Consider the following 26,424-nt stretch of genomic DNA (forward strand, 5'->3'; position numbering starts at 1 on the left):
GAGAGTCGCCCTTTTTCGTTGTCTACAGAGCGAAATCTGCGGCGAAGGTTAACGATTTCCGTGGCCCAAAGGCCGACTCAGCCTATCCGGTAACACTCCCTTAAGCAGATGGGGTGTTTCCTTAACGCGCTCATAACCAATGCGAATCGGCGGGGTTTTCGCATCGGGACTGCAGGGCAGGGTCGGAATTCAAGGTCGGAACATATGTCTCTCTCGCTGGTGCGTCCGCAACACACGGAACTGAAGCCCCGGATCGTCGTGTTCGGCGTCGGCGGCGCGGGCGGAAACGCCGTCAACAACATGATCGACGCCGGCCTTGAAGGGGTCGAGTTCGTCGTCGCCAACACCGACGCGCAGCATCTGTCGTTCGCCAAGACCGACCGCCGCGTCCAACTGGGCGAGACGATCACGCAAGGGTTGGGCGCGGGCGCCCACCCCGAGGTCGGCATGAACGCCGCCGAGGAGTCGGCCGAGGAAATTTACGGGCACCTCGACGGGGCCCATATGGTGTTCATCACCGCCGGCATGGGCGGAGGCACCGGCACCGGCGCCGCCCCCGTCATCGCCAAATGCGCGCGCGACCGCGGCATCCTGACGGTCGGCGTGGTGACCAAGCCCTTCACCTTCGAGGGCCGCCACCGCATGCGGCTGGCCGAGGCCGGCATCGCCGAGCTGCAGCGCTATGTCGACACCCTGATCGTCATTCCGAACCAGAACCTGTTCCGCGTCGCCAACGAACGCACCACCTTCGCGGACGCCTTCGGCATGGCCGACCAGGTGCTGCATTCGGGCGTGCGCTCGATCACCGACCTGATGATCCTGCCGGGTCTGATCAACCTCGATTTCGCCGACGTCCGCGCCGTCATGTCCGAAATGGGCAAGGCGATGATGGGCACGGGCGAGGCCTCGGGCGACGACCGCGCCCTGATGGCGGCCCAGAACGCCATCGCAAACCCGCTGCTGGACGAGACCTCGCTGAAGGGCGCAAAGGCCGTGCTGGTCAACATCACCGGCGGCATGGACATGACCCTGCTGGAGGTCGACGAGGCCGCCAACGCCATCGCGGGCGAGGTGGACTCGGACGCCAACATCATCTTCGGCGCCGCCTTCGATCCGGCCCTGGACGGCAAGATCCGCGTCTCGGTCGTGGCCACGGGGATGGAAGACCTCGCTGCGGTCCAGGCCCCGACGAGCAGCGCCGCCCCGTCCTTCGACACCCGCCGCCCGGCGCCGTCCTACGCCGCCTCGCGCGCCGAGCCGGTCCGCCAGGAAGCGGTGCGCGAACCCGCCCGCGAGCCGGCCCGGGCCGAAGCCCCCCGCCAGGCCGAGCCGGCCCCGATCGTTCCCACCTTTCAGTCGGCCCAGCCGACCTACGGCGCCGCCGCCCGCGCGCCCGAGCCGCGTCCCGAGCCGGTGATCCACGTCGCCGAGGAACGCACGCTGGAGCCGATCGTCGATCCGTGGGTCGAGGAGTACGAATCCGCGCCGCGGACCGCCGCCGAAACCAGGGCTCCGGTCGCCCAGGGCGACCTGTATATGGACCGGATGGGCGACCGCCCGGCGCCGCAACCCGAGCCACGCCGCGAAGAGGCGGCCTATGACGACCACGACGACCGGGATCACCGCAAGTCGGGCTGGAGCCTGTTCGGTCGCGGCAAGCGCCAGCAGCCGGCGCAGCCGACCTATGCCCCGCAGACCCGGACCACGGAAATGCGCTCAACCAGCCAGGTCCAGCCGACGCCCGAATCCGACCTGGGTCAGGCTGAGGACGATCTGGAAATCCCGTCCTTCCTCCGGCGGTTGGCCAACTAGGGCTCAGGGCTTGGGGCTTAGGGAAGGGCGGCTCTCAGGGTCGCCCTTTCTGCTTGCGTGCGCGCGATAATTGGACGCGGCGTCTATCCTCCAAGACCTGGCCGTTTCAGACCGAAACAATTCGAAACCCGACTTTCATTTCAGCCTTGTTTACCAACCGCTAGACGGTTCGTGGGGCGAACTCCGCACAGAAGGGCGGAGCGCAAAGAGTGAGAGTCTGAGTTTTGCCGGTCCGCAACGACCATCACCAGAAGACGACCATCGCGCCCGCGATCATCGCGGGGGTCGGCGTGCACACGGGCGACCGGGTGCGTCTGGCCGTGCGCCCGGCGCCGGCCGGCACGGGCATCGTCTTCGTGCGTACGGACATCAAGGACCGCGACAACCGCATTCCGGTCTCGGGCGAAGCCGTGGTGGACGCGCGGCTGAACACCATGATCGAGAACGCCGCCGGCGTTCGCCTGTCGACCATCGAGCATCTGATGGCGGCCTTCGCGGCGCTGGGCGTGTCGAACGCCGTGGTCGAGGTGGACGGGCCCGAGTTGCCGATCCTGGACGGCTCCGCCCTGCAGTTTGTCCAGCTTCTGGACCGCGCCGGCTTCCGCCGTCAGGAGGCGCCGGTCCGCTATATCGAGATTCTCGAGCCGATCCGGGTGCAGGAGGGCGACAAGACCGCCGTCCTGCTGCCCTGCGACCGTTATGAGATGCGTTTCGAGATCGACTTCGACACTCCCGTCATCGGCAATCAGGTGGTGGACTTCGTCGTCGACGAGGAAACCTTCCGTACCGAGATCATGGCGGCCCGCACCTTCGGTTTCGCCCACGAGGTCGAGGCGCTGCGCAAGGCCGGTCTGGCCCGCGGCGGCAGCCTCGAGAACGCCGTGGTCATCGACGGCGACCAGATCCTCAACCCGGGCGGGCTGCGGATGGAGCGCGAGTTCGTCAAGCACAAGGCGCTGGACGCCATCGGCGACCTGTATGTGCTGGGGGCGCCCCTGCTGGGCCGCTACGAGGGCGTCAGGGCGGGTCACCACATCAACAACCTGCTGGTCCGCGAGCTGCTGGCCAATCCGCAGGCGTGGCGCGAGGTGACCCGCGTGCCGGAAATGGCGATGGCGGGCTGACCGGCCCCCATCAGCCGAGGCTGATCGCGCTCATCAATCGGCCGAAGTCCGGCTCTCCGTTCAGGAAGGCGCGGCGGTTCGAATAGAACCGCGCCGCGTCCGCGCGGGTGTCTTCGCCGGTCCAGGCCGCCTCGGCGACGCCGGCCTGCTCCAGCCGCCACAGCACGAAGCCGGGAAGGTCGAACAGGCGTTTGTCGGGGTCCGCACTCGGCGTGAAGAAGCGTCCGCTGCCCGGATCGTGGTGCTCGAATCGCTCTTCGAAGTCCGCGCCGACCTCGTAGCTGGCCTGCGAGATGCAGGGGCCGACGACGGCGACCATGCGCCCGGGCTCGGCGCCCAGGGCCTGCATGGCGGCGACGGTGGAATGGACGATGCCCTGCAGAGCCCCCTTCCAGCCCGCGTGGGCGGCGGCGACCACCCCGGCCTCCGGATCGGCCAGCAGCACCGGCGCGCAGTCGGCGGTCAGCACGGCGCACAGGACGTTCGGCGCGGCGGTGACGGCGGCGTCGCCCTCGGGCCGCTGGCCCTTCCAGCCGGTCTCGGCGACCCGGGCCACGGCGGAGTGAATCTGGTAGCAGGCGGCGAGATCGTCGAGCCCGAGATCGAAATGGGCGGCGACCCGGCGCCGGTTCTCGAGCACGGCGGCTGGGTCGTCTCCGGAGCCGACGCCGGTGTTCAGCCCCTCGTAGAGGCCCGTCGAAACGCCGCCGGCGCGGGTGAAGAAGCCGTGACGGATGCCGGCCCGGACCAGCAGCGGATGGGTGAGGGGAGTCGGTTCAGCCATGCCTCCCGTTCTAGCCCAGGATAGCGGTCGGCGTCAGCCACGGCGCGCTGTCAGTCCTCGAACCCGGGCACGACCAGGCTGTGTGGGGAGAAGATCGCGCAGGCCTTGAACAGGGTCCCCATCTGGTCGGCGGCGGTCAGGCGCGCCAACTGACGGTCGATGGTCGACGCCGCGTCGGGGCGCCCCGCCTTGAGCCGGTCGGCGCGGGCCCCGATGCCGAGGAGACCGAGAAACTCGCCCTGACCCAGGCAGCCCGTGACGTCGGCGCCGGCGTGGATGGCCGCCTCCAGCACGGTCGGGAAGTCGGCCCATTGGGTCAGGTCGGCCTCACCCGGGGTCGCCAGCGGATCTATCTTCTGGTGCCGCCGCAGGGCCTGGAGGGTGTCGCCGGCCTCCGGGCGAGCGCGACCATAGTCGATCAGCAGGGCGGCGCCGGAGGCCGCCTTGATCAGGGCCGCCGTCTCGCGTCCGAAGACCCCCTGCTGCTCCGATATTTCCACGGTCTGGCCCGGCTCGACGTCGAAGGCCGGACGTTTGAAGCCGGTGGTGATCTTTTTGAGCCCAAAGATGAGCTCGCCGGCGTCGGTGACGCCGACGCAGCGCTCGGCCCAGCCATCCTCCGTCTTGATGAACTGGCGGGCAGGCAGGCAGTCCAGCACCTCGTTGGCGATCAGGATCACGGGAGCGTCGATCTCGATCCGGTCGAGCGAGGCGACCCAGCGGGGATGCACGTCGCTGTCGGCCAGCATCCGGGCCTGGGCCTGGCGCAGCGGCGGGCTGGGCTCGATCAGGACAAGGTCGACGGCCTGGAGGAATTCCGGGGCCACCCGGGCGGCGCGCAGGGCGTCGGCCATCAGGGTGCCGTCGCCCGGCCCGACCTCGACCAGCCGCACCCGCTCGGGCGCGCCGAGCCGGTTCCAGAGTTCGACCGTCCACAGACCGATCAGTTCGCCGAACATCTGGCTGACCATCGGGGCGGTGATGAAGTCGCCTGTCGCGCCGATCGCGGGCCGCGTCGCATAGTAGCCGCCCTGCGGATCGTGCAGGCAGCGGGTGACATAGTCGGCGACCGACAACGGTCCGGTGAGGGCGATCTCGCGCGCCAGACGGTCCTTCAGCGACATCAGTCCTCCGCGGTGACAGGCGGCCGGCTCCACGCCCGCCAGATCAACCAGGCGCCGACGATCATCATCGGGATCGACAGCATCATGCCCATGGTCAGCCCCAGCGGCAGGTTCTCCATGCCGAAGTCGGGCTGGCGCACGGTTTCCAGCGAGGCGCGGGCGAGGCCGTAGCCGAACAGGAAGATGCCGGTGACATAGCCGGGTTTGGCCAGCAGCCGCCCCTTGAAGACGGCGAGCCAGAGGATCACCGCCAGGACGATGCCCTCGAGGGCCGCTTCATAGAGTTGGCTGGGGTGGCGGGGCACGTAGCCTGCCGGGCACTGGCCGTAGAGGTCGAGGATGGTGTCGTTGCAGAACACCATGCCCCACGGCGCGTCGGTTGGACGCCCCCACAGCTCGCCGTTGATGAAGTTGGCGATGCGGCCGAAGAACAGGCCAAGCGGCACCACGGGCGCGACGAGGTCGCCGAGGCTGAGCAGCCGGACCTTGTGCTTCCACGCGAACCAGACGATCGCCAGGGTGACGCCGATCAGGCCGCCGTGGAACGACATGCCGCCGTCCCAGAGACGGAACAGGGCCATGTTGTCCGGCCCGCCGACGAGCTGGGCGTAGAGCGAGGGCTTGTAGAACAGGGCGTAGCCGAAGCGACCGCCGAGGATGATGCCGAGGGTGATCCACAGCACCAGATCGTCGATCTGGAGAGTGGTCACCGGCGCCTTGCGCGGCTGCCAGATCGCGTTGTTGCGGGCGAGACGGTTGGCGTACCACCAGCCGAGGACGATCCCCGCCACATAGGCGAGGGCGTACCAGCGGATCTCAAGCGGGCCGAGGCCGAAGAAGGGGCCGATCTGAAACCAGACGGGGTCGATATCGGGAAATTGCACGGGTGCTCCTGCGGGGCCGGTTCCACGCCCGGTTTAGCAAGCGCCGCCGGCTCCGTCCCTGAATAATCCGCAAGACCCGCGCCCAATTACCGCCACGCCGATCCTCGACAGCAAGGTTTCGTTCACCATATGGGGCAACCATCCATTAACGACGCTCGCTTGCCCGAGTCGGAGAGTCCCGATGCAGACCCGCAATCCCATCCTCGACGAGTTCGCCAAGCTGACCACCGGGGCGATGGGGCTGGCGCAGGCCGCCGGAGAGGAGGCCAAGACCGCCTTTCGCGCCCAGGCCGACCGGTTCGCGGCCGACATGGATCTGGTTCGGCGCGACGAATTCGATGCGCTGAAGGCCGAGATCGCCGCCCTGCGGGCCGAAATCGCCGCGCTGAAGGGGGCGAAGAAGCCTCAAAAGGGAACGTCCACAGCGGCTTCTCCCTCACAGGACGCAGCCGGTTGAGCCGAATCTGCGAACCCGCATACCGTTCCCGCAGAGGGCGTGAGTCGCGCCCGGAGACCCCTTGATGGACACTGCCCGCCCGGAAGAAGTCGAGCTTCCCTACGACCCGCTGGATGTCGTGGAGCACGTCCTGGTGGCCGAGAACCTGCCGTTCGACCGCACCGACGAGGGCGATCTGGCCTTCGCCCTGGCCGGCGACTGGAAGGATTACGAGCTGTGGTTCGCGTGGCGGCCCGAGGGCGACTGCCTGCAACTGTGCTGCGCGCTGGACCTGCAGGCGTCGAAGTCCCGGCGGGCGGCGGCCTATGAGCTGGTCGGCCTGATCAACCAGCGCACCTGGATGGGTCATTTCGAGGTATGGGCCGAGGACGGCGAGATCGTCTTCCGGCATTCGCTGGCCCTGCCGATGGGCGAGCGCCCGACCCTGGGGCAGGCGGCGTCGATGATCGACGCGGCCGTCGAGGCGGCGGACCGCTATTATCCCGCCTTCGACTTCATGATCCGGGGCAACAAGAAGCCGCAGGAGGCGATCGACGCTTGCCTCTTCGAGACGGTCGGCTCAGCCTGAGGGCATGACGAACCAGAAATCGAACCGCCCCGTCGTTCTCGTGGGCTGCGGCCGCTTGGGATCGGCTATCCTCGAAGGCTGGCTGGCGACCTCGACCGTAGATCCCGGCGATCTGATCATCCTGACTCCGTCCGACAAGCCCGCGACCGAGGCGGCGCGGGCGCGGGGCGCACGCATCAACCCCCCGCTTGACTCGCTGGCGAACGCCCGCGCCCTGGTGCTGGCGGTCAAGCCGGCGAAGTGGCGGGAGGCGATCGTGCCGACGCTGGACCCCCTGCCGCAGGACGTCGCCGTGGTCTCGGTGATGGCCGGGGTCAAGGCCGCGGATATCGCGGGCATTGCGAACCGGCCGGTGGCCCGGGTCATGCCGACCACCGCCGTGGCCCAGGCCCGCGGGGTGGCCAGCGTCTGGTCGGAAGATCCGGAGGCGCGCGGACTGGCCCGATCGCTGTTCGAGGCCATCGCCGATGTGGTCGACCTGCCCGACGAAAGCGTGATGGACGCGGCCACGGCGACCGCGGGCTCGGCGCCGGCCTTCGTCTACGCCTTCGTTCAGGCCCTGGCGCGGGCAGGCGAGGCGCAGGGCCTGTCCCGGGACGCGGCCGAGCGGCTGGCGCGGGGCGCGCTGCGCTCAGCCGGCGCCGGCGCGGAGACGGGCGCACCGCTGGACGAACTGGTCGCCCGCATCGCCTCGCCCGGCGGCACGACGCGGGCGGGGCTCGACGCCATGGAGGCGGGCGGCGACGTTCAACGGGCGGCCGAAGCCGCCGTCAACGCCGCCGTTGCGCGGGCCAGCGAAATCAGCGGCTGACGTAGCGCCCCCGGACCAGATTGCCGGCCAGGCGCGCGTAGGCGCGGTCGGCGTCCTGCCAGGTGGTGTGGCCCCGGACGTCGGCGATGCTGGCGGAATACCAGTCGTAGCGGACCGGCAGCACCGCGCCGTCGGCGGTGGTGACGCTGCCCTCGATGGCGGCGCCGCCGATGGAAACGCTGCGGTGACGGTCCAGTCCCGGCTGCTGGGCCATTTGCTCGAAGGTCGGGCGATTGGGCTTCAGATCGGTCAGAACCAGATCGATCCGGGCGCCGTCGAGACGGCCCTCGCGGGCCAGGGCCCGGCGCACGACTTCGGCGAGACGGTCGGCCTGTTCGCGAACGTCCCGTTCGCCCAGTTCATCGGCCTTTTCCTGAAGGTCGGGACCGATCGTGACGGTGATCGAGGCCGGGTCGGCCAGGGCGGGGCCGGCGGCGACGGCGAGGACGGCGCCGAGGGGAGCCAGAAAGGCGAGTTTACGCATCGTATCCTCCATATCCCTGTCGGATCGAAGATGCGCCTTGCCGTCACGGTTCGCAATCCTCCCCCGGAGCGAAGCGTTGGGGGAGGGGGACCGCCCGAAGGGTGGTGGAGGGGGCATGCCCCATCCGCCTTTTTCGGCAGCAAACCTTCCACCGCTTCGCGGTCCCCCTCCCCCTGTGGGGAGGATTCTCAGCCAGGCAAGCGGATCGCCGCCCGCAAGCCGCCGAGATCGCTGCGACCCAGGGTGATGTCGCCGCCATGGCTGCGGGCCACGTCGCGGGCGATCGCCAGGCCCAGGCCGACGCCCTTGCGGTTCTGGTTGCGCGACTCGTCCAGCCGGGAGAACGGGCGGAAGGCTTCCTCGTGCATGTCGTCGGGGATGCCCGGACCGTCGTCCTCGACGGTGATCTCGATACCGCCCGACGGCAGGGCCCGCGCGGCGAGACGGACGCGTTCCCCGTGGGCGGCGGCATTGGCGGCGAGGTTGGCGAGCGCGCGCTTGATGGAAAGCGGGCGCAGGCTGGCGCTCAGATCCTCGGGAACCGAGATTTCCACCTCGGCGCCGGCCCGGCGGACATCCTCTCCGGCCACGGCCAGCAGATCGGCGATGGAGACTGTCTGCGCCGCCTCGCCGGCCTCGCCGCGTGCGAAGGCGAGGTATTCGTCGATCATGTGCTCCATCTCGTCGAGATCACCCTTCATCGCCGCGGCGCGCTTGAATGGCGGCGCCAGGGCCAATTCCAGTCGCAGGCGGGTCAGCGGGGTGCGCAGATCGTGGCTGACCGAGGCGAGCAGGGCGGTGCGCTGCTCGATATGGCGCTGGATGCGGTCGCGCATGTCCAGGAAGGCCTTGGCCGCCGCCCGGACCTCGCGGGCCCCGTGGGGCTTGAAGCGCTCGCGGGTCTCGCCGCGTCCGAAGGCCTCAGCCGCCTCGGCGAGGCGCTCGATGGCGCGGACCTGATTGCGGATGAACAGGATGGCGACGCCCATCAGCAGGATGGTGGCGATGAACAGCCAGACGACGAAGATGTGGGCCTGGGTGGCGACGGCCCGCTCGCGCGGGGCGATGACGCGCAGCACGCCCTCCGGATGCTGCACCCGGATGTCGACATAGGCGGGGTACTGGGTCGTCGAGAACCAGACCGGCCGGTCGACCCGGGATCTGAGGGCGTCCTCAAGCGTGCGGTCGACGACGCCGATGGGACCCCGATGCCGTTCGTCCGGCAGGACGTCGCCCTCGCGCAGGTCGACCGAGAGCGACATCGAGCGCTGCGCCCGGTCGGCGATGATCGCCAGATTCTCGCGCGTTGGATCGTCGGCGTAGCTCTCGGACGCCCAGGCGATATCCCCGGCCAATCCGTCGGACAGGCGAGCGGTCACCGTCTGCCAGTGCATGTCGAAGAAGGCCCAGGTCACCGCCACCTGCATGACCAGCACCGGCAGGACGATGATCAGCAGCGACCGGCCCCACAGCGAGGTCGGCAGGCGCCGCTTCAGCACCCGGGCCCAGACGCCAGCGGGGAGCAGCCTCATCGGGGGCTCATCAATCCGGGGCCAGCATGTAGCCGACGCCGCGCACGGTCTGGAGATAGCGCGGGTTCTTGGGGTCGGCTTCCAGCTTGCGGCGCAGTCGGGTGACCTGGACATCGACGGCGCGGCCGGTGATGTCGGCGGTGTCGGGCGACAGGCTCATCCGCTCGACCGGGGCGTGGGCGTGGATGGCAAGGGTCTTGAGCAACTGGGCCTCGGCCTCGGTCAGTCGCTGGGGTTTGCCGTCCTTCGAGAGCTCCAGCCGCTCCATGTCGAACACCGCGGGGCCGAGCTTGATCTCACGCGGCGTCAGCGGCTTGCCGCCGGTGCGGCGCAGGATGGCGTCGACCCGCAGGGCCAGTTCGCGAGGATCGAAGGGCTTGGACATATAGTCGTCGGCGCCGCGTGACAGGCCCTCGATGCGGTCTTCGGGATCGCCGCGAGCGGTCAGCAGCAGGACGGGGGTCTTCGAGGTCTCGGCCTTGGAGCGCACCCAGGTGGTCAGGTCGAAGCCGCTTTCGCCCGGCATCATGACGTCAAGCACGACAAGGTCGAACTCGATCAGCTCCATCAGCCGTTTCGCCGCCGCCGCGTGGGCGGCGCCGGTGACGCGATAGCCCTCGCGGGCGAGGAATTCCTTGAGCAATTCGCGGATGCGGTCGTCGTCGTCGACGACGAGCAGGTGTCGGCCCGCTCCCGGTCCGGCGATCGGGCCCGATCGCCCGTGGGAGCGCACATCGCTCATGCCGATGCGACCCCGGTAACCGCCGAAGCGTTGACCTGGGCGGTCCTGGCGGGTCTAACCCGGGGACTTACGCGGGAGACGTTCTTCAATGGCCTTCGTTCCTTTCGACGATCGTGACGGCTGGATCTGGATGGACGGCGATTTCGTGCCCTGGCGGGACGCGAAAACGCACGTTCTGACCCATGCCCTTCACTATGGTTCGTCGGTCTTCGAGGGTGAGCGTATGTACGGGGGCGAAATCTTCAAGCTGACCCCGCATAGCGAACGCCTGAAGCGTTCTGCAAACCTGCTGGATTTCGACCTTCCGTACAGCGTGGCCGAGATCGACGCGGCCTGCAAGGCGACCTGCGAGAAGATGGGGCTCTCGGACTGCTATGTGCGGCCGGTGGCTTTCCTGGGCGCGGAACAGGTCAGCGTCACGGCCAAGAACAGCAAGGCGCATGTGGCGATCGCCGCCTGGGAGTGGCCGTCCTATTTCGATCCCGAGACCAAGGCGAAGGGCATCCGTCTGGAGTGGGCCAAATGGCGACGTCCCGACCCGGCCACGGCGCCGTCGGCGGCCAAGGCCGCGGGGCTCTACATGATCTGCACCATGTCCAAGACCGCAGCCGAGCGGCGCGGCTATTCGGACGCCATGATGCTGGACTGGCGCGGCTATGTCGCCGAGGCGACGGGGGCCAACGTCTTCTTCGTGCAGGACGGCGTGCTGCATACGCCGCCGATCGACGCCATTCTGGACGGGATCACCCGCCAGACGGTGATCGAGATGGCCAAGGCCAAGGGGATCGAGGTCATCGTCCGTCACATCCGCCCGGAAGAGTTGTCGACCTTCAGCGAATGTTTCGTCACCGGCACGGCTGCCGAGGTGACGCCGGTGAGCGAGATCGGCGAATACCGCTTCACCCCCGGCGCCCTCAGCCTGGGTTTGATGGAAGATTACGGACGGCTGGTGCGCCGGCAGTAGTCAGAACCGGCTGCTCAGCGTCAGTCGCGCGTTCAGCGGCGCCCCCGTCGAAATGTTGTTATTGTTGTGCGCGTCCGGGAAATAGGTCGTGTCGAACAGGTTCTCTATGTTGAGCTGAAGTTCGACACCCTCGCTGACGCGGTAATAGGCGGCGGCGTCGACTCTCGTGAAGGCCGGCAGCCGGGTAGTGGCCGCAGAGGTCCGGATCGCGGCGTACTGGCCTGCCTGGTGAATGACGCCGAGACCGATGCCGAGCCGGGGGTTCACGTCGTAGCGATTCCACAGGCTGAACTGATGCTCCGGCGTCTGCGCAAGACGCACGGACTCGTTGCCTTGCAGGCGAGCGTCGAGCCAGGCGTAGCCGCCACTGACTTGCCAGTTGGGCCGCACGACGCCCGTCACCGCCAGTTCGAACCCTTCGGTCCGGGTTTCGCCGACATTGATGGTCGCCGTCGGGTTCTGCGGATCGGGCGTGGTGGCGTTGGTCCGGTCCAGCCGGAATACGGCCGCCGTCAGATTCAGGTTCGGCCGGACGTCCCATTTGACGCCGATCTCATGGTTGGTGAATTCCTCGGGTTCGAGGTTTTGATCCGTCGGCGACAACTTGAGGAACTGATCGCCTGACCGGGGCAGGAACGACTGGCTGTAGCTGCCGTAGATCGAAACCGCGGGCCGCGGCTTGTAGATCAGGCCAAGGCGGGGCGAGACCTTTTCGTCGGCCCGCGCAAATGGGCGGTCGGGATCCGGCTGAAGGTCGACGCCGGTGATTTCGAACCGGTCGTAACGCAGGCCGGCGACGACCTGGAACTGGTCACCGATGGCGATCTGGTCCTGGACGTAGGCCGAAAGGGACTCGACATTGGACGTCGTGTTCCGGCTTAGCGCAGGGAATGTCACGGTCGGGAAGACGGGGTTGGCCAGGTCGAGCGTGGAGCTGGACAACACGCCGTTGCGGCGTTGGTTGGCGGAGTCCTGATCGCCATACTCCAAGCCGAACAAGACCTTGTGACCCAGGCCGCCCGTGGTCACATCCCAGGTCAGATTGCTCTGGATCAGCAGGTTCTGTCGGTCGGTGGGGTCGGTATAGGCCGCCAGCGGAACCGTCCCGGTCTGCGACGTGGCCGGTCCGCTGGCGAAGGCGTTGGTGTAGACCTTGGCGTAGTCGCCATAGAGAATCGTAGTCGAGACGGAGACGTCATCCGCCAGATCGCCATCGATCCTGAGCTTGGCGATGTGTGCCTCCAAGGTCGTGCGGTTCGCGCCCGGGACGCCGAAGAACTGGTCCCGGAACCCCGTCAGCGGCGCGCCGTCGAGCGAGGGGACGCCGCGGTCGACGACGCGATCGTCGTTGACATATTCGTAGGACAGGCCCGCGCGCCAGTCGGCATTCAGATCGACCGCGACATAGGGATTCACGGCGTAGCGCTCGCCTTCGAAGATGTCCCGATGATTGTCGAGGTTTTCGTAGACGGCGTTGATCCGCACGGCGGCCGCCTCGCTGACCGGCGTGTTGGCGTCGACCGAGACGTCCCACGCGCCGAAGCTGTTGGCGCTGATCCGGCCCGAGGCCATGGCGCCGGTCAGGCTGGGCGTTTTCTGGACCCGGTTGACGATCCCCCCGCCGCCGCCGCGACCGAAAATCAGGGCGTAGGGCCCTTTGAGAACCTCGACCCGTTCCAGGTTGTAGAGTCCGCGGAAATACTGGGTGTCGTCTCGGACGCCATCGAGGAAGAAGTCCGCCGTGGTGTTCTGACCGCGCAGGGTGATCTGGTCACGGTTGCCCTCCCCTTGGCCGACAGTGGTTCCGGGCACATAGCGGAGCAGTTCGCCCAGGCTGCGCAACGCCTGGTCGTCCAGTTGTTCACGCGTCACCACGTTCACCGTCTGGGGCACGTTCAGCAACGCCGTGTCGGTTTTGGTCGCGGTCACCGAGTTCGTCGCCACGTATCCATGGCTCCGCCCGGTCACGAGAATGGGCGCCAGTTCTTCAGCCTCCTGGGCCGTGGCGAAGGCCGGGACAGCGAGAAGGATGGCCGTGGAGGTCAGCAGGACGCGCATAAGGGATCACTCGGTTCCGAAAACGAGAGCGGGCTATAATGCGAGGCAGTCGCATTATCAACATGTCTCGGCCACGAAATCGGTCGGCTGGTCCCTTTTTCGGCGTGACGTGGTCGAGGTCCGTCGTGCGGGCCAACGCCGCTTGCGCCCCGGCGTCGTCTCCGGCAGCAAAGAAGCGGAGTTCCGGGGGAAATCACCGCGATGTTCAGCGTCCTGAACCTGCAAAGCCTGATCGGGCTGGCCGCCGTCGTCGCCGCCTGCTGGGCGCTGTCCGAGAACCGGCGGGCCTTTCCGTGGAAGCTGGCGCTGGGAGCTATCGCCGTGCAGGCCGGGCTGGTGCTGGCGCTGTTCGCCATTCCCGGTTCGCAGAACGTGCTGGCGGCGATCACCGGTGCAGTCGACGGCCTGAACAGGGCCACCCAGACCGGGACCCAGTTCGTGTTCGGCTATCTGGCGGGTGGCGACCAGCCCTATGCCGTCAGCGACGCCGGCGCCCTGTTCACCTTCGCCTTCCAGGTGCTGCCGCTGATCCTGGTGATCTCGGCCCTGTCGGCGCTGCTGTGGCACTGGAAGGTGCTGAAATGGATCACCCACGGCTTCGGCATCCTGTTCCAGCGGACCATGGGGCTGGGCGGGGCCTCGGCCCTGGCGGTGGCGGCCAACATCTTTCTCGGCATGATCGAGAGCCCGATCGTGATCCGCGCTTATCTGGACAAGCTGACCCGCTCCGAACTGTTCCTGATGATGGTGGTCGGCCTGGCCACGGTGGCGGGTTCGACCATGGTCGCCTACGCCGCCATCCTCGGCCCGACGCTGCCTAACGCAGCGGGCCATGTGCTGGTCGCCTCGATCGTCTCCGCCCCGGCGGGCATATTGCTGGCGCGGATCATGATCCCCGAGACGCCGGGGGAGGGCGGAGCTCACGCTGACTACGATTCCGCCCTCAAATACGACAGCGCCGTCGACGCCATCGTCAAGGGCACCTCCGACGGCCTGATGGTGGTGCTGAACATCTCGGCCATCCTGATCGTGTTCGTGGCGCTGGTAGCGCTGGTCAATCTGATGATCGGGGCGGTGTTCGGGCCGGAGATCAGCGTCGAATCGCTGCTGAGCTGGGTGTTCGCGCCGGTGGCGTGGATGACAGGGGTGGCGTGGGCCGATGCGCGGGAGGCAGGCCTGCTGCTGGGGACCAAGCTGACCCAGACGGAGTTCAAGGCCTTCATCGAACTGGGCCGGGTCCCCGTCGACGAGATCAGCGAGCGGACGCGGATGCTGATGACCTATGCGCTGTGCGGCTTCGCCAACATCGGCTCGGTGGGGATCACGGTGACGGGGCTCAGCGTGCTGATGCCCGAGCGACGCGAGGAGGTTCTCGGCATGGTCTGGAAGGCGCTGTTCGCCGGCTTTCTGGCGACGCTGATGGCGGCGTCGGTGGTCGGGGTCTTGCCGGGACGCATCTTCGGCCTGTAGCGTTGCGATAAGAAACGGAGTCCGGGCATGAAGCTCTACACCTCCCACCGCGCCCCCAATCCCCGCCGGGTGCGCTGGGTGATGGCCGAGAAGGGCGTCGAGGACGTCGAGGTGATCGAGGTCGACATCCTCGCCGGGGAGCACAAGACGCCGGAGTACCGCGCCCGGGTCGGGGTGCCGCATCTGCCGTCGCTGACGCTCGACGACGGGACGACGATTTCGGAATCGATCGCCATCGGCCGCTATCTGGAGTCGCTGTACCCTGAGCCGAACCTGTTCGGCCATGACGCGCGCGAACAGGCCGTGGTCGAGATGTGGACCCGGCGGGCGGAGTTCTACCTGGCCAATCCGATCATGCTCAGCGTCCGCCATTCTCACCCGGCGCTGGCGGCGCTGGAGGCGACCCAACTGCCGCAGGTGGCGGAATATAATCGCGCCGCGGCCGAGCGTTTTATGAAGACCCTGGACCGCCATCTGGCCGACCGCGAGTTCATGGCGCTCGAACGGTTCACCATGGCCGACATCGTCGCCGTTGTCGGGCTCGATTTCGCGCGCCTGGTCCGCTACCGGCCGCCCGAGGAGTTGGTCAATCTGGCCCGATGGCTGGAAGGATGCCGGGCCCGACCGGCGGCGCAGGCCGGGGCGTAGGGCGCGTTGACCCCTGGCGGTCCCGGGGGCAGCATCCGGCCATGACCGATCAACCAGACCTCTATCCCGTTTCCTCCGAATGGGCGCAGCGGGCCCGCATGAACGCCGCCGGCTACGCGGCGGCCCGGACGGCGGCGCGCGAGACGGCGGAGGCCTTCTGGGGCGAACAGGCGCGCCGGCTGGACTGGTTCGAGACCCCGTCAAAGATCAAGGACGTCTCGTTCGACAAGGCCGATTTCCGCATCCGCTGGTTCGAGGACGGGGTGCTGAACGTCGCGCACAACTGCCTCGACCGGCATCTGGAGACGCGCGGCGAGGCCACCGCGATCCTCTGGGAGGGGGACGATCCGGCGCAGTCCGGCGAGTTGAGTTATGCCGAACTGCACCGCGAAGTCTGCCGGATGGCCAATGTGCTGAAGGGGCTTGGCGTCGGGAAGGGCGACAGGGTGACGATCTATCTGCCGATGATCCCGGCCGCGGCCGTCGCGATGCTGGCCTGCGCGCGGATCGGGGCGGTGCATTCGGTGGTGTTCGGCGGCTTCTCGCCCGACAGCCTGAGCGGGCGGATCGAGGACTGCGGCTCCAGGGTGGTGATCACCGCCGACGAAGGCCTGCGCGGCGGCAAGCGGGTGCCGCTGAAGGCCAACGTCGACGCGGCGCTGGAGAAGGCGGGCGGGGCGATCGTCGACAAGGTGCTGATCGTCTCGCACACCAATGCCGACATCCCGATCGTCGAGGGACGCGACGTGCGCTACGGCGAGGCCAAGCGCGGCGTGGCCGACGACTGCCCCTGCGAGCCGATGCAGGCCGAGGACCCGCTGTTCATCCTCTACACCTCCGGTTCGACGGGGAAGCCGAAAGGCGTGCTGCACACCACGGGGGGATACCTGTTCTGGGCTTCATGGACCCATGAGCTGGTTTTCGACTATCGGCCCGGAGAGGTGTTCTGGTGCACCGCCGACGTCGGTTGGGTCACCGGCCACAGCTATTGCGTCTACGGGCCGCTGGCCAACGGCGCGACGACCCTGATGTTCGAGGGCGTGCCCAACTACCCGGACAACAGCCGCTTCTGGCAGGTGGTCGACAAGCATCAGGTGGAGATATTCTACACCGCTCCCACCGCCCTGCGGGCGCTCATGCGCGAGGGCGACGGACCGGTGAAGGCAACGTCGCGTCAGAGCCTGCGCCTGCTCGGCACCGTCGGCGAGCCGATCAACCCGGAGGCCTGGCGCTGGTATCACGAGGTGGTGGGCGAGGGGCGCTGCCCGATCGTCGACACCTGGTGGCAGACCGAGACGGGCGGGATTCTGGTCTCGCCGCTGCCGGGGGCGACAGACCTGAAGCCGGGATCCGCGACGAAGCCGTTGCCGGGCGTGGAGCTGCAGCTGGTCGACGCCGAAGGCGCGGTGCTGGAGGGCGCGGCCAGCGGCAATCTGTGCATCGCCGACAGCTGGCCGGGCCAGATGCGCACCGTCTGGGGCGACCATCAACGTTTCTTCGACACCTATTTCAGCGCCTATCCCGGCAAGTATTTCACCGGTGACGGCTGCCGCCGCGACGCGGACGGCTATTACTGGATCACCGGGCGGGTGGACGACGTGATCAACGTCTCCGGCCACCGGATGGGCACGGCCGAGGTCGAGAGCGCCCTGGTGCTGCACGAAGCGGTGGCTGAGGCGGCGGTGGTCGGCTTCCCCCACGACATCAAGGGGCAGGGCATCTACGCCTATGTGACGCTGAACGCGGGCATCGAGCCCGACAAGGCGCTGCGCAAGGCGTTGATCGCCCAGGTCCGCGCTGAGATCGGGCCGATCGCCGCGCCCGACGTGATCCAGTGGGCCCCGGGTCTGCCCAAGACCCGGTCCGGCAAGATCATGCGGCGCATCCTGAGGAAGATCGCCGAAAACGACGTCGGGGCGCTGGGGGACACCTCGACCCTGGCCGATCCGACCGTGGTCGACGATCTGATCCGCAACCGGGCGAGCGCCGCCGCCGGTTAACGGAAGCGCGGATTGACCCGACTCGCGAGAGGGGCGGTATCGGCAATGCCATGGGCGCCGACGCTATCCGCCTGACGGGGCCTTATCAGGCTGGTTATGATGTCAGTCCAACCCCGCAAGGTCTCGGGCGATCCAGGCCCCGCGCCCAGGCCGGGATGACCATTCGTGAAGCCGGCGTCGCCCAAACTGCACCGATCGCCATTCTAGCCGTTTTCGAACGGGGCGGGCCTCGTCCGGGGCTGGCTCAAGATCAGAAGCGGAATGTGGCGCCAGCACTCCATACATTTGGGCCGATCTTGGCGTCGCCCGAGACCGGACTTCCACCGAAACCCGGAACGACCGCGCTGACATTGCCCGTTGCCGTCGTTTCCAGCCATCCGCGCTTGTATTCGATGAAGAAGCCGTAGCCGTCGGTGACCATGACGTCAGCGCCGACTTCTACGACCGGGGCGATGTCATCATCCATCTCCGCGTCGGTCAGGATCGAGTCCTTGGTCGAGAAGATGATCATGTAGGTCGCGCCGACCCCGACGTACGGCCTGAACCAGCCGTCGTTCCAGGGTTGATACTGTACGGTGAGCGCCGAGGGGCCGTACTGGACTTCCGCCAATTTGCCGAAGGCAGCCGCTGTGCCCCCGCCGCTCGCGTCGATTTCGGGGGGAAGGCCGACGGTCGCAACGACGGAGAACTCGTCGGTCAGCCGCCGACCGACCTGAACGACGGGCGTCCAGTGCGGATCGGTCGCAAGGGTCGCGCCGGGGAAGGGCGCGCCGGCGACGGTCAGATCGAGGCTGTCGGTCAACTCAATGCGCCCGATACCGGCGCGGACCAGCCATTTGCCATCGCCGTTCAGCGCCAGGGGCGTGACCGAGCGCTGCGGGCCGAATCTCACGGTGAGTCCCGCCTGGACGCTGACGGGGTCGAGCTTGGAATCGGCGTAGAGCGGCGCCCCGAGCAGGACGCCCGTGCCGTCAGCCCGTTGCCATGCCTTTTTAAAGTCGACGAAGACGCCGAACCTGTCAGTGAGTTCAACGTCGACCCCGCCTTGCAGCATCGGCCCCTTGCTGTCCTCGATGCGGAAGTCCTGACCGAAGCCGTCGGTGTTGCCGGTGGTGTTCTGGTAAACATATCCAGCGCCGACATAGGGCGAGAATCGCTGGCCACGCATCGGATGCCAGGTGACGGACGCCGAGGTGGTCTGAAAAGCGTCAACACCCAAATCCGGCAAGCCTGTCAGGCTTCCGCCGGGGTAGTTGTGGGTCTCGGCTTCCTCGGAAATGGACGCTTCGATGGCGATGTGATCGGTGACGAACCACCCGCCGGTCAGCGTCAGTGGTCGCACGACGTTGGTCGTGTAGTCCGAGCCGGGCGCAAACGCGCCGTTGGAGTACACGTCGCCTTGGTCGGCGAGGTGGGTCCAGGTCTGCCCCAGGCGCACATAGCCGGCGTGGTCAGTACGATCCTGGGCGTGGACGGGCGCCGACAGGACCAAGGCGGTCCCACCTGCGAGCACCAGCATTTCGCGAAAGCAGTTCATGAAAATAACCTTGTTGTCTTAACCTTGGCAGGAAGACAATGAATTCGACGTTAATCTTGTTAAGCGACTGAACTCAAAGGCGAAACCTGTTCGGCGGGAACCGGGGCGGCGGTCACCGCCGGCGCCGAGATGGGTGTCGCGGGCGTAAGGGGAGCGGCGGCGCATGCGGGCGTCAGCTGCACGAGATCCTCGAGCTTGACGGTCCCAGCCTGGATCGCGTCATCCTCGGCCTGGGCGCTGACAACCGAGGTCGTGAGGCGACGCACGGCGTCGGCCACTTCGGCATGGCTGTGACCCGCCATGACCTGGAGCCGAAACCGGGCCCGGCCCTTCGGCACCGCAGGAAACTCGACGAGGTTGGCGAGCAGGCCGTTGGTCGGCAAATGACGGCTGCTCAGCCGCGCGAGGCTCTCATGACCCATTTTCACGCAAACGATCGGTGAGGGATCGCCGTAGACCTCAAGGCCACTATTGGTCAGCAACTCGCGCAGCAAGGCGATGTTGCCCATCAGCTTCTGGCGCCGTTGCTTGCCTTCCTCGGACGCGACGATGTCGAAACATTTGCTGACGATCGCCGCCTGGGCCGGCGACAGGGCATTGGAGAAGGTGTTCGGCGAAGAATAGTAGCGGAGGTATTCCTTCACGGCCCGGCTACGGCAGGCGACGAAGCCGCCGTTCGAGGCGAAGGTCTTGGAGAAGGCGCCCATGACGACGTCGACCTTGCCGATCATGTTCTGGATGCCGATGTGCCCCTGTCCGGTCTCCCCGAGGGAGCCGAGGTCATGGGCGACGTCGACGACGAGGATGGCGTTGAACTCGTGGGCCAGTTCCTGAAGCGCCTCGATGTCGGGCGTGTCCGAGTCCATCGAGAACAGGCCCTCGGTCACCAGCAGGATACCGTTGACGGTGTCATTCGCGCGGATCTTGGCCAGCTTCTCCCTGGCCATGTCGACACTGTTGTGACGGAACAGGTGCACGTTCCTGGTCGCCGCGGCGGCGCCTTCCTGCAGACAGGCATGGGCGAGGACGTCCATCACGATATGGTCGCTCGAACGGACCAGGCCCTTGATGACGCCGTAGCCGGCCGCCCAGCCCGTCGGGAAAAGGGCGACGTGCTCGGTCTTCAGAAATTCGCCGATCTTGCGTTCCAGCGTGAGCGACAGAGACGTATTGCCGACGAGGGCGGGCGACCCCGCGCTGTGCACGCCGAACTGCATGATAGTGTCGATCGCGACATCTCGCACCTCGGGGTGCGACGAGAGACTCAAATAGTCCTGCGAGGCGAAGTTGACGCCCTCGAACAGTTCACCTTCGTCCGTACGCGCCTGGCATCGGGCGTGCGGCCCATGCTCGGTTGACCGGCCCAGCGGCCAGACGCCGGCTTTCCGGCGTGCCTGCTGCCAATCATAGAAGCCATCGACCCGGGCCAGAAGGTTCGAACCTGCCGGGTAGCGGAAGTCCCGCATGCTGCCTTCGAGTGCGCCGAACGGCGCTGCGGTTACTTCAGTCATATTACTAGCCCTGCCCATAACTATTCTTGGGAGCAAGGCTACAAGTTTGGTTATAAAAACCGATTAAGCAGCAGAGTTTACAACATGTTTCTCGATCTTCTCAAGCAGTTCGCTGAGAGAGACGGGTTTGGTTTCAAAATCGACACAACCCACCTCGATGCTGCGGCGCCGATCACTTTCGAGCGCATGCGCCGTCAGGGCGATCACCGGGATTGAACGGGTCGCGGGATCCGCCTGGAGAATGGTGGTGGCTTCCCATCCGTCCATGGCTCCCAAGGCGACGTCCATGAGAATGATATCGGGCGATTCCGAGCGGGCCATAGCGATACCTGCCGGTCCGTCGATCGCTGAAATGACGACATAACCCAGGCGCTCGAGGCGCCGGGTGAGCATGTCGCGGTTCATTTCGTTGTCTTCGACAATAAGAATTTTCGTCATCTTGATTTCTCCGGGTCTCGTGTCCGCTCAGGCGGCGACGGGCAGGTCTGAGACAAGCCCTTGATTTGTGGGGATCGACAAGACGAAGGCGCGACGGAGCCCTGTGCGGCTTTCGACGGTGATGTCGCCCCCTAGAAGCCGGGCGAACTTCATGCCGAGGGCCAGGCTCATGTCGGCGCCCCCGTACTTGGTGGAACTCGCGTCGGACGCGTGCGCGAATACATCGAACAGATTGGCTTCGTTCAGGTCGGCCCTCACGAACGGTGTGAGCACCTCGACCGTCAGCGAGGCCGGCGAGTGTGAAACCGTCAGTGAGACGTCCCGGGACTCCCCGGCGGCGGAGACGCCGGCGACGAGATGGGACAGGGCTCTGGTGAGCAACTGCCAGTCCAGATGCAGCGTGGGATCGTCATCCGGCATTTCGTAGGCGACGCTGTGCCCGCGGGACTGGGCGCGAGATTGCAGATCGCAGAGGGTGGCGGTGATGCCGCGCGAGAGGCTGTCGGAATACGCATGCACGGGCATTTTGCCCGCTTCGATCTTGGAGAAGTCGAGGATGTCGTCGACCAGTCCCAGCAGTTGACTGCCCGCCGCATGAATCTTCGCGACATCGCGGGAGATTTCCTCTTCCCCGTCATCCTCCGCGTCATCGAGCAGCAACTGGCTATAGCCGATGACGGCGTTCAGCGGCGTGCGCAGTTCATGGCTCATGGAGGCGACGAAGTCTGCCTTGGCGGCCGTGGCCTGCTGGGCTGACTGCGTCAGGTTGCGGATATTGTCGGCAGCGACGACCAGATCCCGCAACTCACGTTCGAAATCAGCCTGCTCGCGGAAAACGTTGGCGAAATAGATCGCCATCATCGCCACATAGATGGAGGCGGAAACCTGCGAGATGATGCCGATAATCTGGAAATCTTCCAGATCGACCACCGGGAACGGATAGTCCGACACCACCAGCCAGGCGAAGATGGCGAAGCTGGTGACGATCTGCGCCAGAACCACCGCGCGGGTCAGCCCGGTCGCGGGAAGGTACAGGAAGGACAGAACCGGAATAACCAGAACCCACGGCAGGAAGGGAGAGTAGATTCCGCCGTAGGAGAAGCAGGCCCAGAGGATGCAAAAGTTGAGATTGGCGATCGAGATGAAAGCCAGCGGCCGGTATGCCTTGGTGTAGCGAAGGGCGAACGGATAGACCCAGAACGCCGTGACCGATATCAGGAAGGTCCAGAAGCGAAAGTCCGCCGGGATTCCGTTGATGAAATAAAGGTATAGCGGGATCACGCTGCCCAGGAACGGACCGCACACATGGGACAGCATGAACATCCGCGCGCGGCGGTGAGTCTCAGGCTCGACCTGGATCTTCATCGGAATGAAGTAGTCCAGGAAGACTCCGAGGCCGAACTTTGTGTTGCTGTCGGTGGCCTGCACGTTCGGCTCCGCCTGTAGGACGCGCGTTTTGCGCGCCGTGAGATGCGTGCTTCAAGGCATAAAGGCAGCAAGTTAAGGTTAGATAAAATCAGGCGCCAGACATCGCGCAGCGGCGTCTTTGCGACCAGGCGGCATAGTCAATGATGGTTGCGGAGTGCGTCCGTTAACTTCGGTTTATGTCTTGGGCGCTACATTTCCCCGGAAATCGGGGGGCGCTAAATGTTGGCGGTGATCGGACGGGGGATAGACTACTTCATTCCCGAGCATGTCCGCACGGACGAGGCGGGCCTGATGAAGATCCGCACCTTCATCTTCCTGCACCTCATGGGCCCGGCGATGGGCCAGTCGGTCATGGTCTTCCTGTGGAAGGCGTCCGCCGGCGTCGGCTGGCAGTTCTGGCTGCTGGAAGCGGCTGTGGCCTCGTTCTGGCTCGTGCCCTTCCTGACCAAATACTCCCGTACGCTCGTGGCGCCGGCTTTCGCGTCCGTCCAGGTTCTGGTGTTCATCAGTCTGTTCGGGTCGTTCTGCTATGGCGGCATCAGCTCCCCGTTCCTGCCGTGGTCCCTGATCGCGCTGCAGCTCGGGTTCTTTTACCTGGCGGAGCGGCCGAAGCTCGTCCTCGGCGGGGTGGCGGTTCAGTTGACGTGTTTCCTGGTCATGCGCCTGGTGATGGGCGGCTTCCCTACGCTCGTCGCGCTGTCCAGCCTCAAGAATGTGAACCTGATCTCGATCGTGGCTGCGCTGGTCTATATCTCGCTGCTCTGCATCTACTACGAGGCCGTGATGCGTCAGAGCGCCGGGCTTGAGCGGGCGACCCTCGAGCATAAGGCCCAGGGCGACGTCCTGCGCGAGGCGATGATAAAGGCCGAACAGGCCAGCCAACAGAAGTCGACCTTTCTCGCCAAGATGAGCCACGAGCTCCGGACCCCCCTGAACGCGGTCATCGGCTACAGCGAGATGCTCCGCGACGATCTGGAGGACACCCCGGCCAACAGCCAGCGGGTCGATGATCTGGACCGGATCAACGCGGCAGGGCGTCACCTGCTCGCCTTGGTGAACGACGTGCTGGACCTGTCCAGAATCGAGTCAAACCGTCTGGAGGTGACCGTGGAGCCCGTGGGAATCGGGGCATTGGTCCGCGATGTCATGGCCACTGCGGAGCCGCTTATCGCCAAGAAGGACAACCGATTGATCCTCCAGATGCCCGTCGACCCGGGCGTGATGGAGATCGACGGCCTGAAGCTGCGACAGTCACTGCTGAACCTGCTGAGCAACGCCGCGAAATTCACTTCGCGGGGCCGCATTACCCTGTCCGTCACGCGCTGCCAGCGCGGGGGCGAGGACCGTCTGATCTTTCAAGTCCAGGATACCGGGATCGGCATAAGCGAAACCGGATTGAAGAAGTTGTTTGAGGAGTTCTCCCAGGCAGAAGTCGATACCTCGCAGAAGTATGGCGGTACCGGTCTGGGCCTCGCCCTCACCAAGCGATTTTGTATTCTCATGGGGGGATCAATCGGCGTTGAATCCCGCCTCGGACAAGGCTCCACCTTCACCATCAACGTACCGGCTCGGTCGAGTGCGGCGACTGCAGGCCCTGTTGTGGAAGCGGAGGCAGCCTGACTTTGCCTGGTTCCCGCGCAGCAGACATCCCGGCCGATCTTCAGACGTTTCGCGCGCCGGTCGCTATTTTCGTCGGCCTCTGGTCGGCCGGCATCCTCACGGTTCTGGGCACGGCGGCCATTGCGGTCTTCGCGGCGTTCAATCGTGACGGGCTCGGCGGCGCCGATATCCTCTTGGCGATTGGGGCTTGGGTTCTCCTGACCATCATCGCCTCCGGCAGCCTCGCGTGGGTGCTTTCGGCCGGGCTGGCGGCGCCGGCGAATACCCTGTTGGCGCTCCGGCGGATAGATGGGGAGATTGCGCCGGTGAGGCGTCACACCCTGTTGCAGTCCTGCCGCGACCTGCACGAACAGCTGATCCGGGCGGCGCATGAAAAAAATGGACAGATCAGCGAGCTCGCGCGGGCTCGTGACAACGCCCGTGTTGATGGGGAAGCCCTGAACGCCTTCTTCGCCGGTATGAGCCACGAGCTCCGCACGCCGCTGAACGCCATCATGGGCTATGCAACGCTTCTGTCCGAGGATGCCGGAGACGCCGGCCGCGACGACCAGGTAAAAGATCTCGACCGCATCCTCCAGTCGAGCAGACATCTGCTTCGGCTTATCAATGACATCCTTGACCTTACACGCCTCGACGCGGGCGAGGTCACCGTTGATCGCTCGGTCGTCGACGTCTGTGCGACCGTTAATCTGGTCGTGGCCGGCATGACCGAAAAGGCGGACCGATCCGGCATCCAGATCACGTCGGATATCGCCCCGAACGCCAAGGTGATGCTGGGAGACGCCGCGCGCCTGCGCCAGTGTTTGACGACGATCATCAGCAACCTGCTCGAAGTCCACTCCGATCGGACGCTGCGCCTTGAAGTGCGGCTTGTTGGGCAGGCGGAATCCCGGATTGAGTTTCGTCTACCAGACGTGACCGGCAAGCTCTCGGAGGCGGTCGCAAGCGCCGCAGCGGTGGACCAGGAGTATGCGCACGGCACGCCGCCGGCTCCGCTCGGGGCCGCTCTGGCCATGACGGTGGTTCGGAGAAAAGCCGTCCTGATGGGGGGGGCGCTTCATACCGAACGGACCGCGGAAGGCGATGCTATCGTCCTTGCCATTCCGATGAATGCGGTCGGGGGCGAGGTCGAGCCCATCCCGACGGCTGCGCCTCCTGTCGCCGCGCCGGCCGACCCTGACCGAAGGGGAAAAACCGTCCTCGTCATTGACGATGATGAGTCTACAATCGATCTGCTGGATCGGTGGCTGACGAGGCAGGGTTACCGGGTGATCGCGGCGCCAAACGGTCCGGCCGGGCTGGAGTTGGCCCGGACGCATGGTCCGGACTTCATCGTGCTCGACATCATCATGCCCGGTCAGTCGGGCTACGAGGTGCTGGCGGAGATCAAGGCTGACGCGACTCTGCGCAACAGCGCCGTGATCCTTGTCTCAAGTGACGACAACCGACGTCTGGGGCTCGAAGCCGGGGCCGCGGAAGTGCTGGTCAAACCGCTTTCGCGGAAGGGACTCAACCGCGTGCTCGACGCCCTCGGCCAGCAGGCTCGCGGGGATATCCTGGTTGTCGACGATGATGAGGATGTCCGGGAGATCGTCGAACGCTACGCAAGGCAGGCAGGCTTCAGCGTCCGTCTGGCCTCCAACGGCGAGGAGGGCATGGCGCTGGCGCGAGACTTGACGCCGGGCGCCATCATCCTGGACCTGTGCATGCCGGAGAGTGATGGCTTTGGCATGATCGACGACCTGGCGAAGGACCCGTCACTTCGCGATGTCCCGGTGATGGTTTTGTCCCAAATGGACATCAGCGTCGCGGAACATGCGCGCATCCGCCATGCCGGCCACGTCTTCCATCCCAAGTGGAACTCCTCGCCGAGCCAGATAGTAGAGAATATCAAGAGTATGGTAGCCCGATGACAGACGCCGCCGCCCAGCGCACGATCCTGATCGTCGACGACATCGAACAAAATCGCGACATACTGGATCGCCACCTCAGACGCGCCGGCTTTGCGACCAGGACCTGCGAAGACGGTGCGGAGACGATCCGGTTGCTTTCGTCCGATTTCCTGCCGGACCTGATTTTGCTGGACTGGATGATGCCGGGCCTTTCAGGCCTTGAGACGCTTCAGGCCATTCGCGAACGCTACACCCCGGATGCGCTTCCGGTGATCATGTGCACCGCCGTGGGCGAGGAGAGTTCCGTCGTGACGGCCATCAAGGCCGGCGCCAACGACTTCGTCCTGAAGCCGATTAATCTCCCGATCCTTATGGCGCGGCTCAAATCGCAAATTCTGCGGAAGGAGGCGATGGCGACGCTTCAACGGGAAAACAGCAATCTCGAGGACACCCTCGTCCGCAGAACCCGGGATCTCATGGACTCCAGAAGGCCTGGCGTGGGCGAAGGCGGCTAAACCTTTCTAAACAACTGTTTG

23 protein-coding genes are annotated in these 26,424 nt (G+C 66.1%); 12 read left to right on the forward strand and 11 right to left on the reverse strand.

Going from position 1 to position 26,424, the window contains the following annotated elements; genetic code table 11:
* Positions 1–204: 204 nt before the first annotated feature.
* Positions 205–1,812: a cell division protein FtsZ gene (gene ftsZ, locus HNQ67_RS12005; protein WP_183255764.1), complete on the forward strand. Its 1,608-nt coding sequence runs from the start codon at positions 205–207 to the stop codon at positions 1,810–1,812.
* Between the two features lie 224 nt (positions 1,813–2,036).
* Complete coding sequence (gene lpxC / locus HNQ67_RS12010; RefSeq protein WP_183255766.1) at positions 2,037–2,936, forward strand: UDP-3-O-acyl-N-acetylglucosamine deacetylase; 900 nt, start codon at positions 2,037–2,039, stop codon at positions 2,934–2,936.
* Positions 2,937–2,946: 10 nt separating this feature from the next.
* On the opposite strand, the gene pgeF is transcribed toward lpxC, so the two are convergent.
* Genes pgeF through lgt form a run of 3 tightly spaced genes read right to left on the reverse strand, consistent with a single transcriptional unit; the run spans position 2,947 to position 5,728 of the window.
* Positions 2,947–3,720 (reverse strand): peptidoglycan editing factor PgeF, encoded by a 774-nt coding sequence (gene pgeF / locus HNQ67_RS12015; RefSeq protein WP_183255768.1) that lies wholly within the window; start codon positions 3,718–3,720, stop codon positions 2,947–2,949.
* A 50-nt stretch (positions 3,721–3,770) separates the two neighbouring features.
* Complete coding sequence (locus tag HNQ67_RS12020; protein ID WP_183255769.1) at positions 3,771–4,844, reverse strand: class I SAM-dependent methyltransferase; 1,074 nt, start codon at positions 4,842–4,844, stop codon at positions 3,771–3,773.
* The gene (gene lgt / locus HNQ67_RS12025) at positions 4,844–5,728 is read right to left on the reverse strand and encodes a prolipoprotein diacylglyceryl transferase (protein WP_183255771.1); all 885 of its coding nucleotides are present in this window, start codon (positions 5,726–5,728) and stop codon (positions 4,844–4,846) included. Before lgt ends, HNQ67_RS12020 begins: the two co-directional genes overlap by 1 nt.
* A gap of 181 nt (positions 5,729–5,909) precedes the next feature.
* On the opposite strand from lgt, the gene HNQ67_RS12030 reads away from it, so the two are divergent.
* The 3 genes from HNQ67_RS12030 to HNQ67_RS12040 all read left to right on the forward strand — a co-directional run bounded on the left by HNQ67_RS12030 (position 5,910) and on the right by HNQ67_RS12040 (position 7,564).
* Entirely contained in the window at positions 5,910–6,185 is a 276-nt protein-coding gene (locus HNQ67_RS12030) for an accessory factor UbiK family protein (protein ID WP_183255773.1), read from the forward strand.
* Between the two features lie 64 nt (positions 6,186–6,249).
* Positions 6,250–6,753: a type III secretion system chaperone family protein gene (locus HNQ67_RS12035; protein ID WP_183255775.1), complete on the forward strand. Its 504-nt coding sequence runs from the start codon at positions 6,250–6,252 to the stop codon at positions 6,751–6,753.
* Positions 6,754–6,757: 4 nt separating this feature from the next.
* Positions 6,758–7,564, forward strand: coding sequence for a pyrroline-5-carboxylate reductase family protein (locus tag HNQ67_RS12040; protein ID WP_183255777.1), 807 nt, complete (start codon positions 6,758–6,760; stop codon positions 7,562–7,564).
* Here the strand turns inward: HNQ67_RS12040 and HNQ67_RS12045 are convergent.
* The 3 genes from HNQ67_RS12045 to HNQ67_RS12055 all read right to left on the reverse strand — a co-directional run bounded on the left by HNQ67_RS12045 (position 7,554) and on the right by HNQ67_RS12055 (position 10,322).
* Positions 7,554–8,048, reverse strand: a complete 495-nt coding sequence (locus HNQ67_RS12045) for a porin family protein (RefSeq protein ID WP_183255779.1) — start codon at positions 8,046–8,048, stop codon at positions 7,554–7,556. The two genes, HNQ67_RS12040 and HNQ67_RS12045, sit on opposite strands and share 11 nt — an antisense overlap.
* Positions 8,049–8,236: 188 nt before the next feature.
* A complete protein-coding gene (locus HNQ67_RS12050; protein ID WP_183255781.1) occupies positions 8,237–9,580 on the reverse strand; it encodes an ATP-binding protein in 1,344 nt (447 codons plus the stop codon).
* A 10-nt stretch (positions 9,581–9,590) separates the two neighbouring features.
* Positions 9,591–10,322: a response regulator gene (locus HNQ67_RS12055; protein WP_183255783.1), complete on the reverse strand. Its 732-nt coding sequence runs from the start codon at positions 10,320–10,322 to the stop codon at positions 9,591–9,593.
* A gap of 88 nt (positions 10,323–10,410) precedes the next feature.
* On the opposite strand from HNQ67_RS12055, the gene HNQ67_RS12060 reads away from it, so the two are divergent.
* Positions 10,411–11,286 (forward strand): branched-chain amino acid aminotransferase, encoded by an 876-nt coding sequence (locus HNQ67_RS12060; protein WP_183255785.1) that lies wholly within the window; start codon positions 10,411–10,413, stop codon positions 11,284–11,286.
* On the opposite strand, the gene HNQ67_RS12065 is transcribed toward HNQ67_RS12060, so the two are convergent.
* Positions 11,287–13,344, reverse strand: a complete 2,058-nt coding sequence (locus tag HNQ67_RS12065) for a TonB-dependent receptor (protein WP_183255787.1) — start codon at positions 13,342–13,344, stop codon at positions 11,287–11,289.
* Between the two features lie 201 nt (positions 13,345–13,545).
* On the opposite strand from HNQ67_RS12065, the gene HNQ67_RS12070 reads away from it, so the two are divergent.
* From HNQ67_RS12070 to acs, 3 genes are read left to right on the forward strand one after another with little or no spacing between them, the layout of a single operon-like run.
* A complete protein-coding gene (locus HNQ67_RS12070; RefSeq protein ID WP_183255789.1) occupies positions 13,546–14,814 on the forward strand; it encodes a NupC/NupG family nucleoside CNT transporter in 1,269 nt (422 codons plus the stop codon).
* 27 nt (positions 14,815–14,841) lie between these two features.
* Positions 14,842–15,462, forward strand: coding sequence for a glutathione S-transferase family protein (locus HNQ67_RS12075; RefSeq protein ID WP_183255791.1), 621 nt, complete (start codon positions 14,842–14,844; stop codon positions 15,460–15,462).
* A gap of 41 nt (positions 15,463–15,503) precedes the next feature.
* Positions 15,504–17,462: an acetate--CoA ligase gene (acs, locus tag HNQ67_RS12080; protein ID WP_183255793.1), complete on the forward strand. Its 1,959-nt coding sequence runs from the start codon at positions 15,504–15,506 to the stop codon at positions 17,460–17,462.
* Positions 17,463–17,712: 250 nt separating this feature from the next.
* On the opposite strand, the gene HNQ67_RS12085 is transcribed toward acs, so the two are convergent.
* The 4 genes from HNQ67_RS12085 to HNQ67_RS13840 form a co-directional block, all read right to left on the reverse strand.
* Positions 17,713–18,999, reverse strand: coding sequence for an OmpW/AlkL family protein (locus HNQ67_RS12085; protein ID WP_183255795.1), 1,287 nt, complete (start codon positions 18,997–18,999; stop codon positions 17,713–17,715).
* Positions 19,000–19,058: 59 nt separating this feature from the next.
* Entirely contained in the window at positions 19,059–20,510 is a 1,452-nt protein-coding gene (locus HNQ67_RS12090; protein WP_246347587.1) for an aminotransferase class I/II-fold pyridoxal phosphate-dependent enzyme, read from the reverse strand.
* A 63-nt stretch (positions 20,511–20,573) separates the two neighbouring features.
* Positions 20,574–20,948 (reverse strand): response regulator, encoded by a 375-nt coding sequence (locus tag HNQ67_RS12095; protein ID WP_183255796.1) that lies wholly within the window; start codon positions 20,946–20,948, stop codon positions 20,574–20,576.
* Between the two features lie 27 nt (positions 20,949–20,975).
* Positions 20,976–22,376, reverse strand: coding sequence for a histidine kinase dimerization/phospho-acceptor domain-containing protein (locus HNQ67_RS13840; protein WP_183255798.1), 1,401 nt, complete (start codon positions 22,374–22,376; stop codon positions 20,976–20,978).
* Positions 22,377–22,595: 219 nt separating this feature from the next.
* Here HNQ67_RS13840 and HNQ67_RS12105 point away from each other — a divergent pair, with 219 nt between their 5' ends.
* Genes HNQ67_RS12105 through HNQ67_RS12115 form a run of 3 tightly spaced genes read left to right on the forward strand, consistent with a single transcriptional unit; the run spans position 22,596 to position 26,403 of the window.
* Positions 22,596–23,996, forward strand: coding sequence for a sensor histidine kinase (locus tag HNQ67_RS12105; protein WP_183255800.1), 1,401 nt, complete (start codon positions 22,596–22,598; stop codon positions 23,994–23,996).
* Between the two features lie 2 nt (positions 23,997–23,998).
* Entirely contained in the window at positions 23,999–25,909 is a 1,911-nt protein-coding gene (locus HNQ67_RS12110; RefSeq protein ID WP_183255802.1) for a response regulator, read from the forward strand.
* Positions 25,906–26,403 carry a response regulator transcription factor gene (locus HNQ67_RS12115; RefSeq protein ID WP_183255803.1) on the forward strand — a complete coding sequence of 166 codons (498 nt, stop codon included), beginning with the start codon at positions 25,906–25,908 and terminating at the stop codon, positions 26,401–26,403. Before HNQ67_RS12110 ends, HNQ67_RS12115 begins: the two co-directional genes overlap by 4 nt.
* Positions 26,404–26,424: the final 21 nt, after the last annotated feature.

It is taken from the genome of Brevundimonas basaltis, assembly GCF_014202075.1.
GTDB classification, from domain to species: Bacteria; Pseudomonadota; Alphaproteobacteria; order Caulobacterales; family Caulobacteraceae; genus Brevundimonas; species Brevundimonas basaltis.

Excerpts from the sequence above, each read along its gene's own strand:
- HNQ67_RS12050 (WP_183255781.1), bottom strand. The coding sequence starts at position 9,580 with ATGAGGCTGCTCCCCGCTGGCGTCTGGGCCCGGGTGCTGAAGCGGCGC.
- HNQ67_RS12090 (WP_246347587.1), bottom strand. The coding sequence starts at position 20,510 with ATGACTGAAGTAACCGCAGCGCCGTTCGGCGCACTCGAAGGCAGCATG.
- HNQ67_RS12030 (WP_183255773.1), top strand. The coding sequence starts at position 5,910 with ATGCAGACCCGCAATCCCATCCTCGACGAGTTCGCCAAGCTGACCACC.
- ftsZ (WP_183255764.1), top strand. The coding sequence starts at position 205 with ATGTCTCTCTCGCTGGTGCGTCCGCAACACACGGAACTGAAGCCCCGG.
- HNQ67_RS12020 (WP_183255769.1), bottom strand. The coding sequence starts at position 4,844 with ATGTCGCTGAAGGACCGTCTGGCGCGCGAGATCGCCCTCACCGGACCG.
- HNQ67_RS12105 (WP_183255800.1), top strand. The coding sequence starts at position 22,596 with ATGTTGGCGGTGATCGGACGGGGGATAGACTACTTCATTCCCGAGCAT.
- HNQ67_RS12040 (WP_183255777.1), top strand. The coding sequence starts at position 6,758 with ATGACGAACCAGAAATCGAACCGCCCCGTCGTTCTCGTGGGCTGCGGC.
- acs (WP_183255793.1), top strand. The coding sequence starts at position 15,504 with ATGACCGATCAACCAGACCTCTATCCCGTTTCCTCCGAATGGGCGCAG.
- HNQ67_RS12060 (WP_183255785.1), top strand. The coding sequence starts at position 10,411 with ATGGCCTTCGTTCCTTTCGACGATCGTGACGGCTGGATCTGGATGGAC.
- HNQ67_RS12115 (WP_183255803.1), top strand. The coding sequence starts at position 25,906 with ATGACAGACGCCGCCGCCCAGCGCACGATCCTGATCGTCGACGACATC.
- HNQ67_RS12085 (WP_183255795.1), bottom strand. The coding sequence starts at position 18,999 with ATGAACTGCTTTCGCGAAATGCTGGTGCTCGCAGGTGGGACCGCCTTG.
- HNQ67_RS12065 (WP_183255787.1), bottom strand. The coding sequence starts at position 13,344 with ATGCGCGTCCTGCTGACCTCCACGGCCATCCTTCTCGCTGTCCCGGCC.
- HNQ67_RS12095 (WP_183255796.1), bottom strand. The coding sequence starts at position 20,948 with ATGACGAAAATTCTTATTGTCGAAGACAACGAAATGAACCGCGACATG.
- HNQ67_RS12045 (WP_183255779.1), bottom strand. The coding sequence starts at position 8,048 with ATGCGTAAACTCGCCTTTCTGGCTCCCCTCGGCGCCGTCCTCGCCGTC.
- HNQ67_RS12055 (WP_183255783.1), bottom strand. The coding sequence starts at position 10,322 with ATGAGCGATGTGCGCTCCCACGGGCGATCGGGCCCGATCGCCGGACCG.
- HNQ67_RS12070 (WP_183255789.1), top strand. The coding sequence starts at position 13,546 with ATGTTCAGCGTCCTGAACCTGCAAAGCCTGATCGGGCTGGCCGCCGTC.
- HNQ67_RS12035 (WP_183255775.1), top strand. The coding sequence starts at position 6,250 with ATGGACACTGCCCGCCCGGAAGAAGTCGAGCTTCCCTACGACCCGCTG.
- HNQ67_RS12075 (WP_183255791.1), top strand. The coding sequence starts at position 14,842 with ATGAAGCTCTACACCTCCCACCGCGCCCCCAATCCCCGCCGGGTGCGC.
- pgeF (WP_183255768.1), bottom strand. The coding sequence starts at position 3,720 with ATGGCTGAACCGACTCCCCTCACCCATCCGCTGCTGGTCCGGGCCGGC.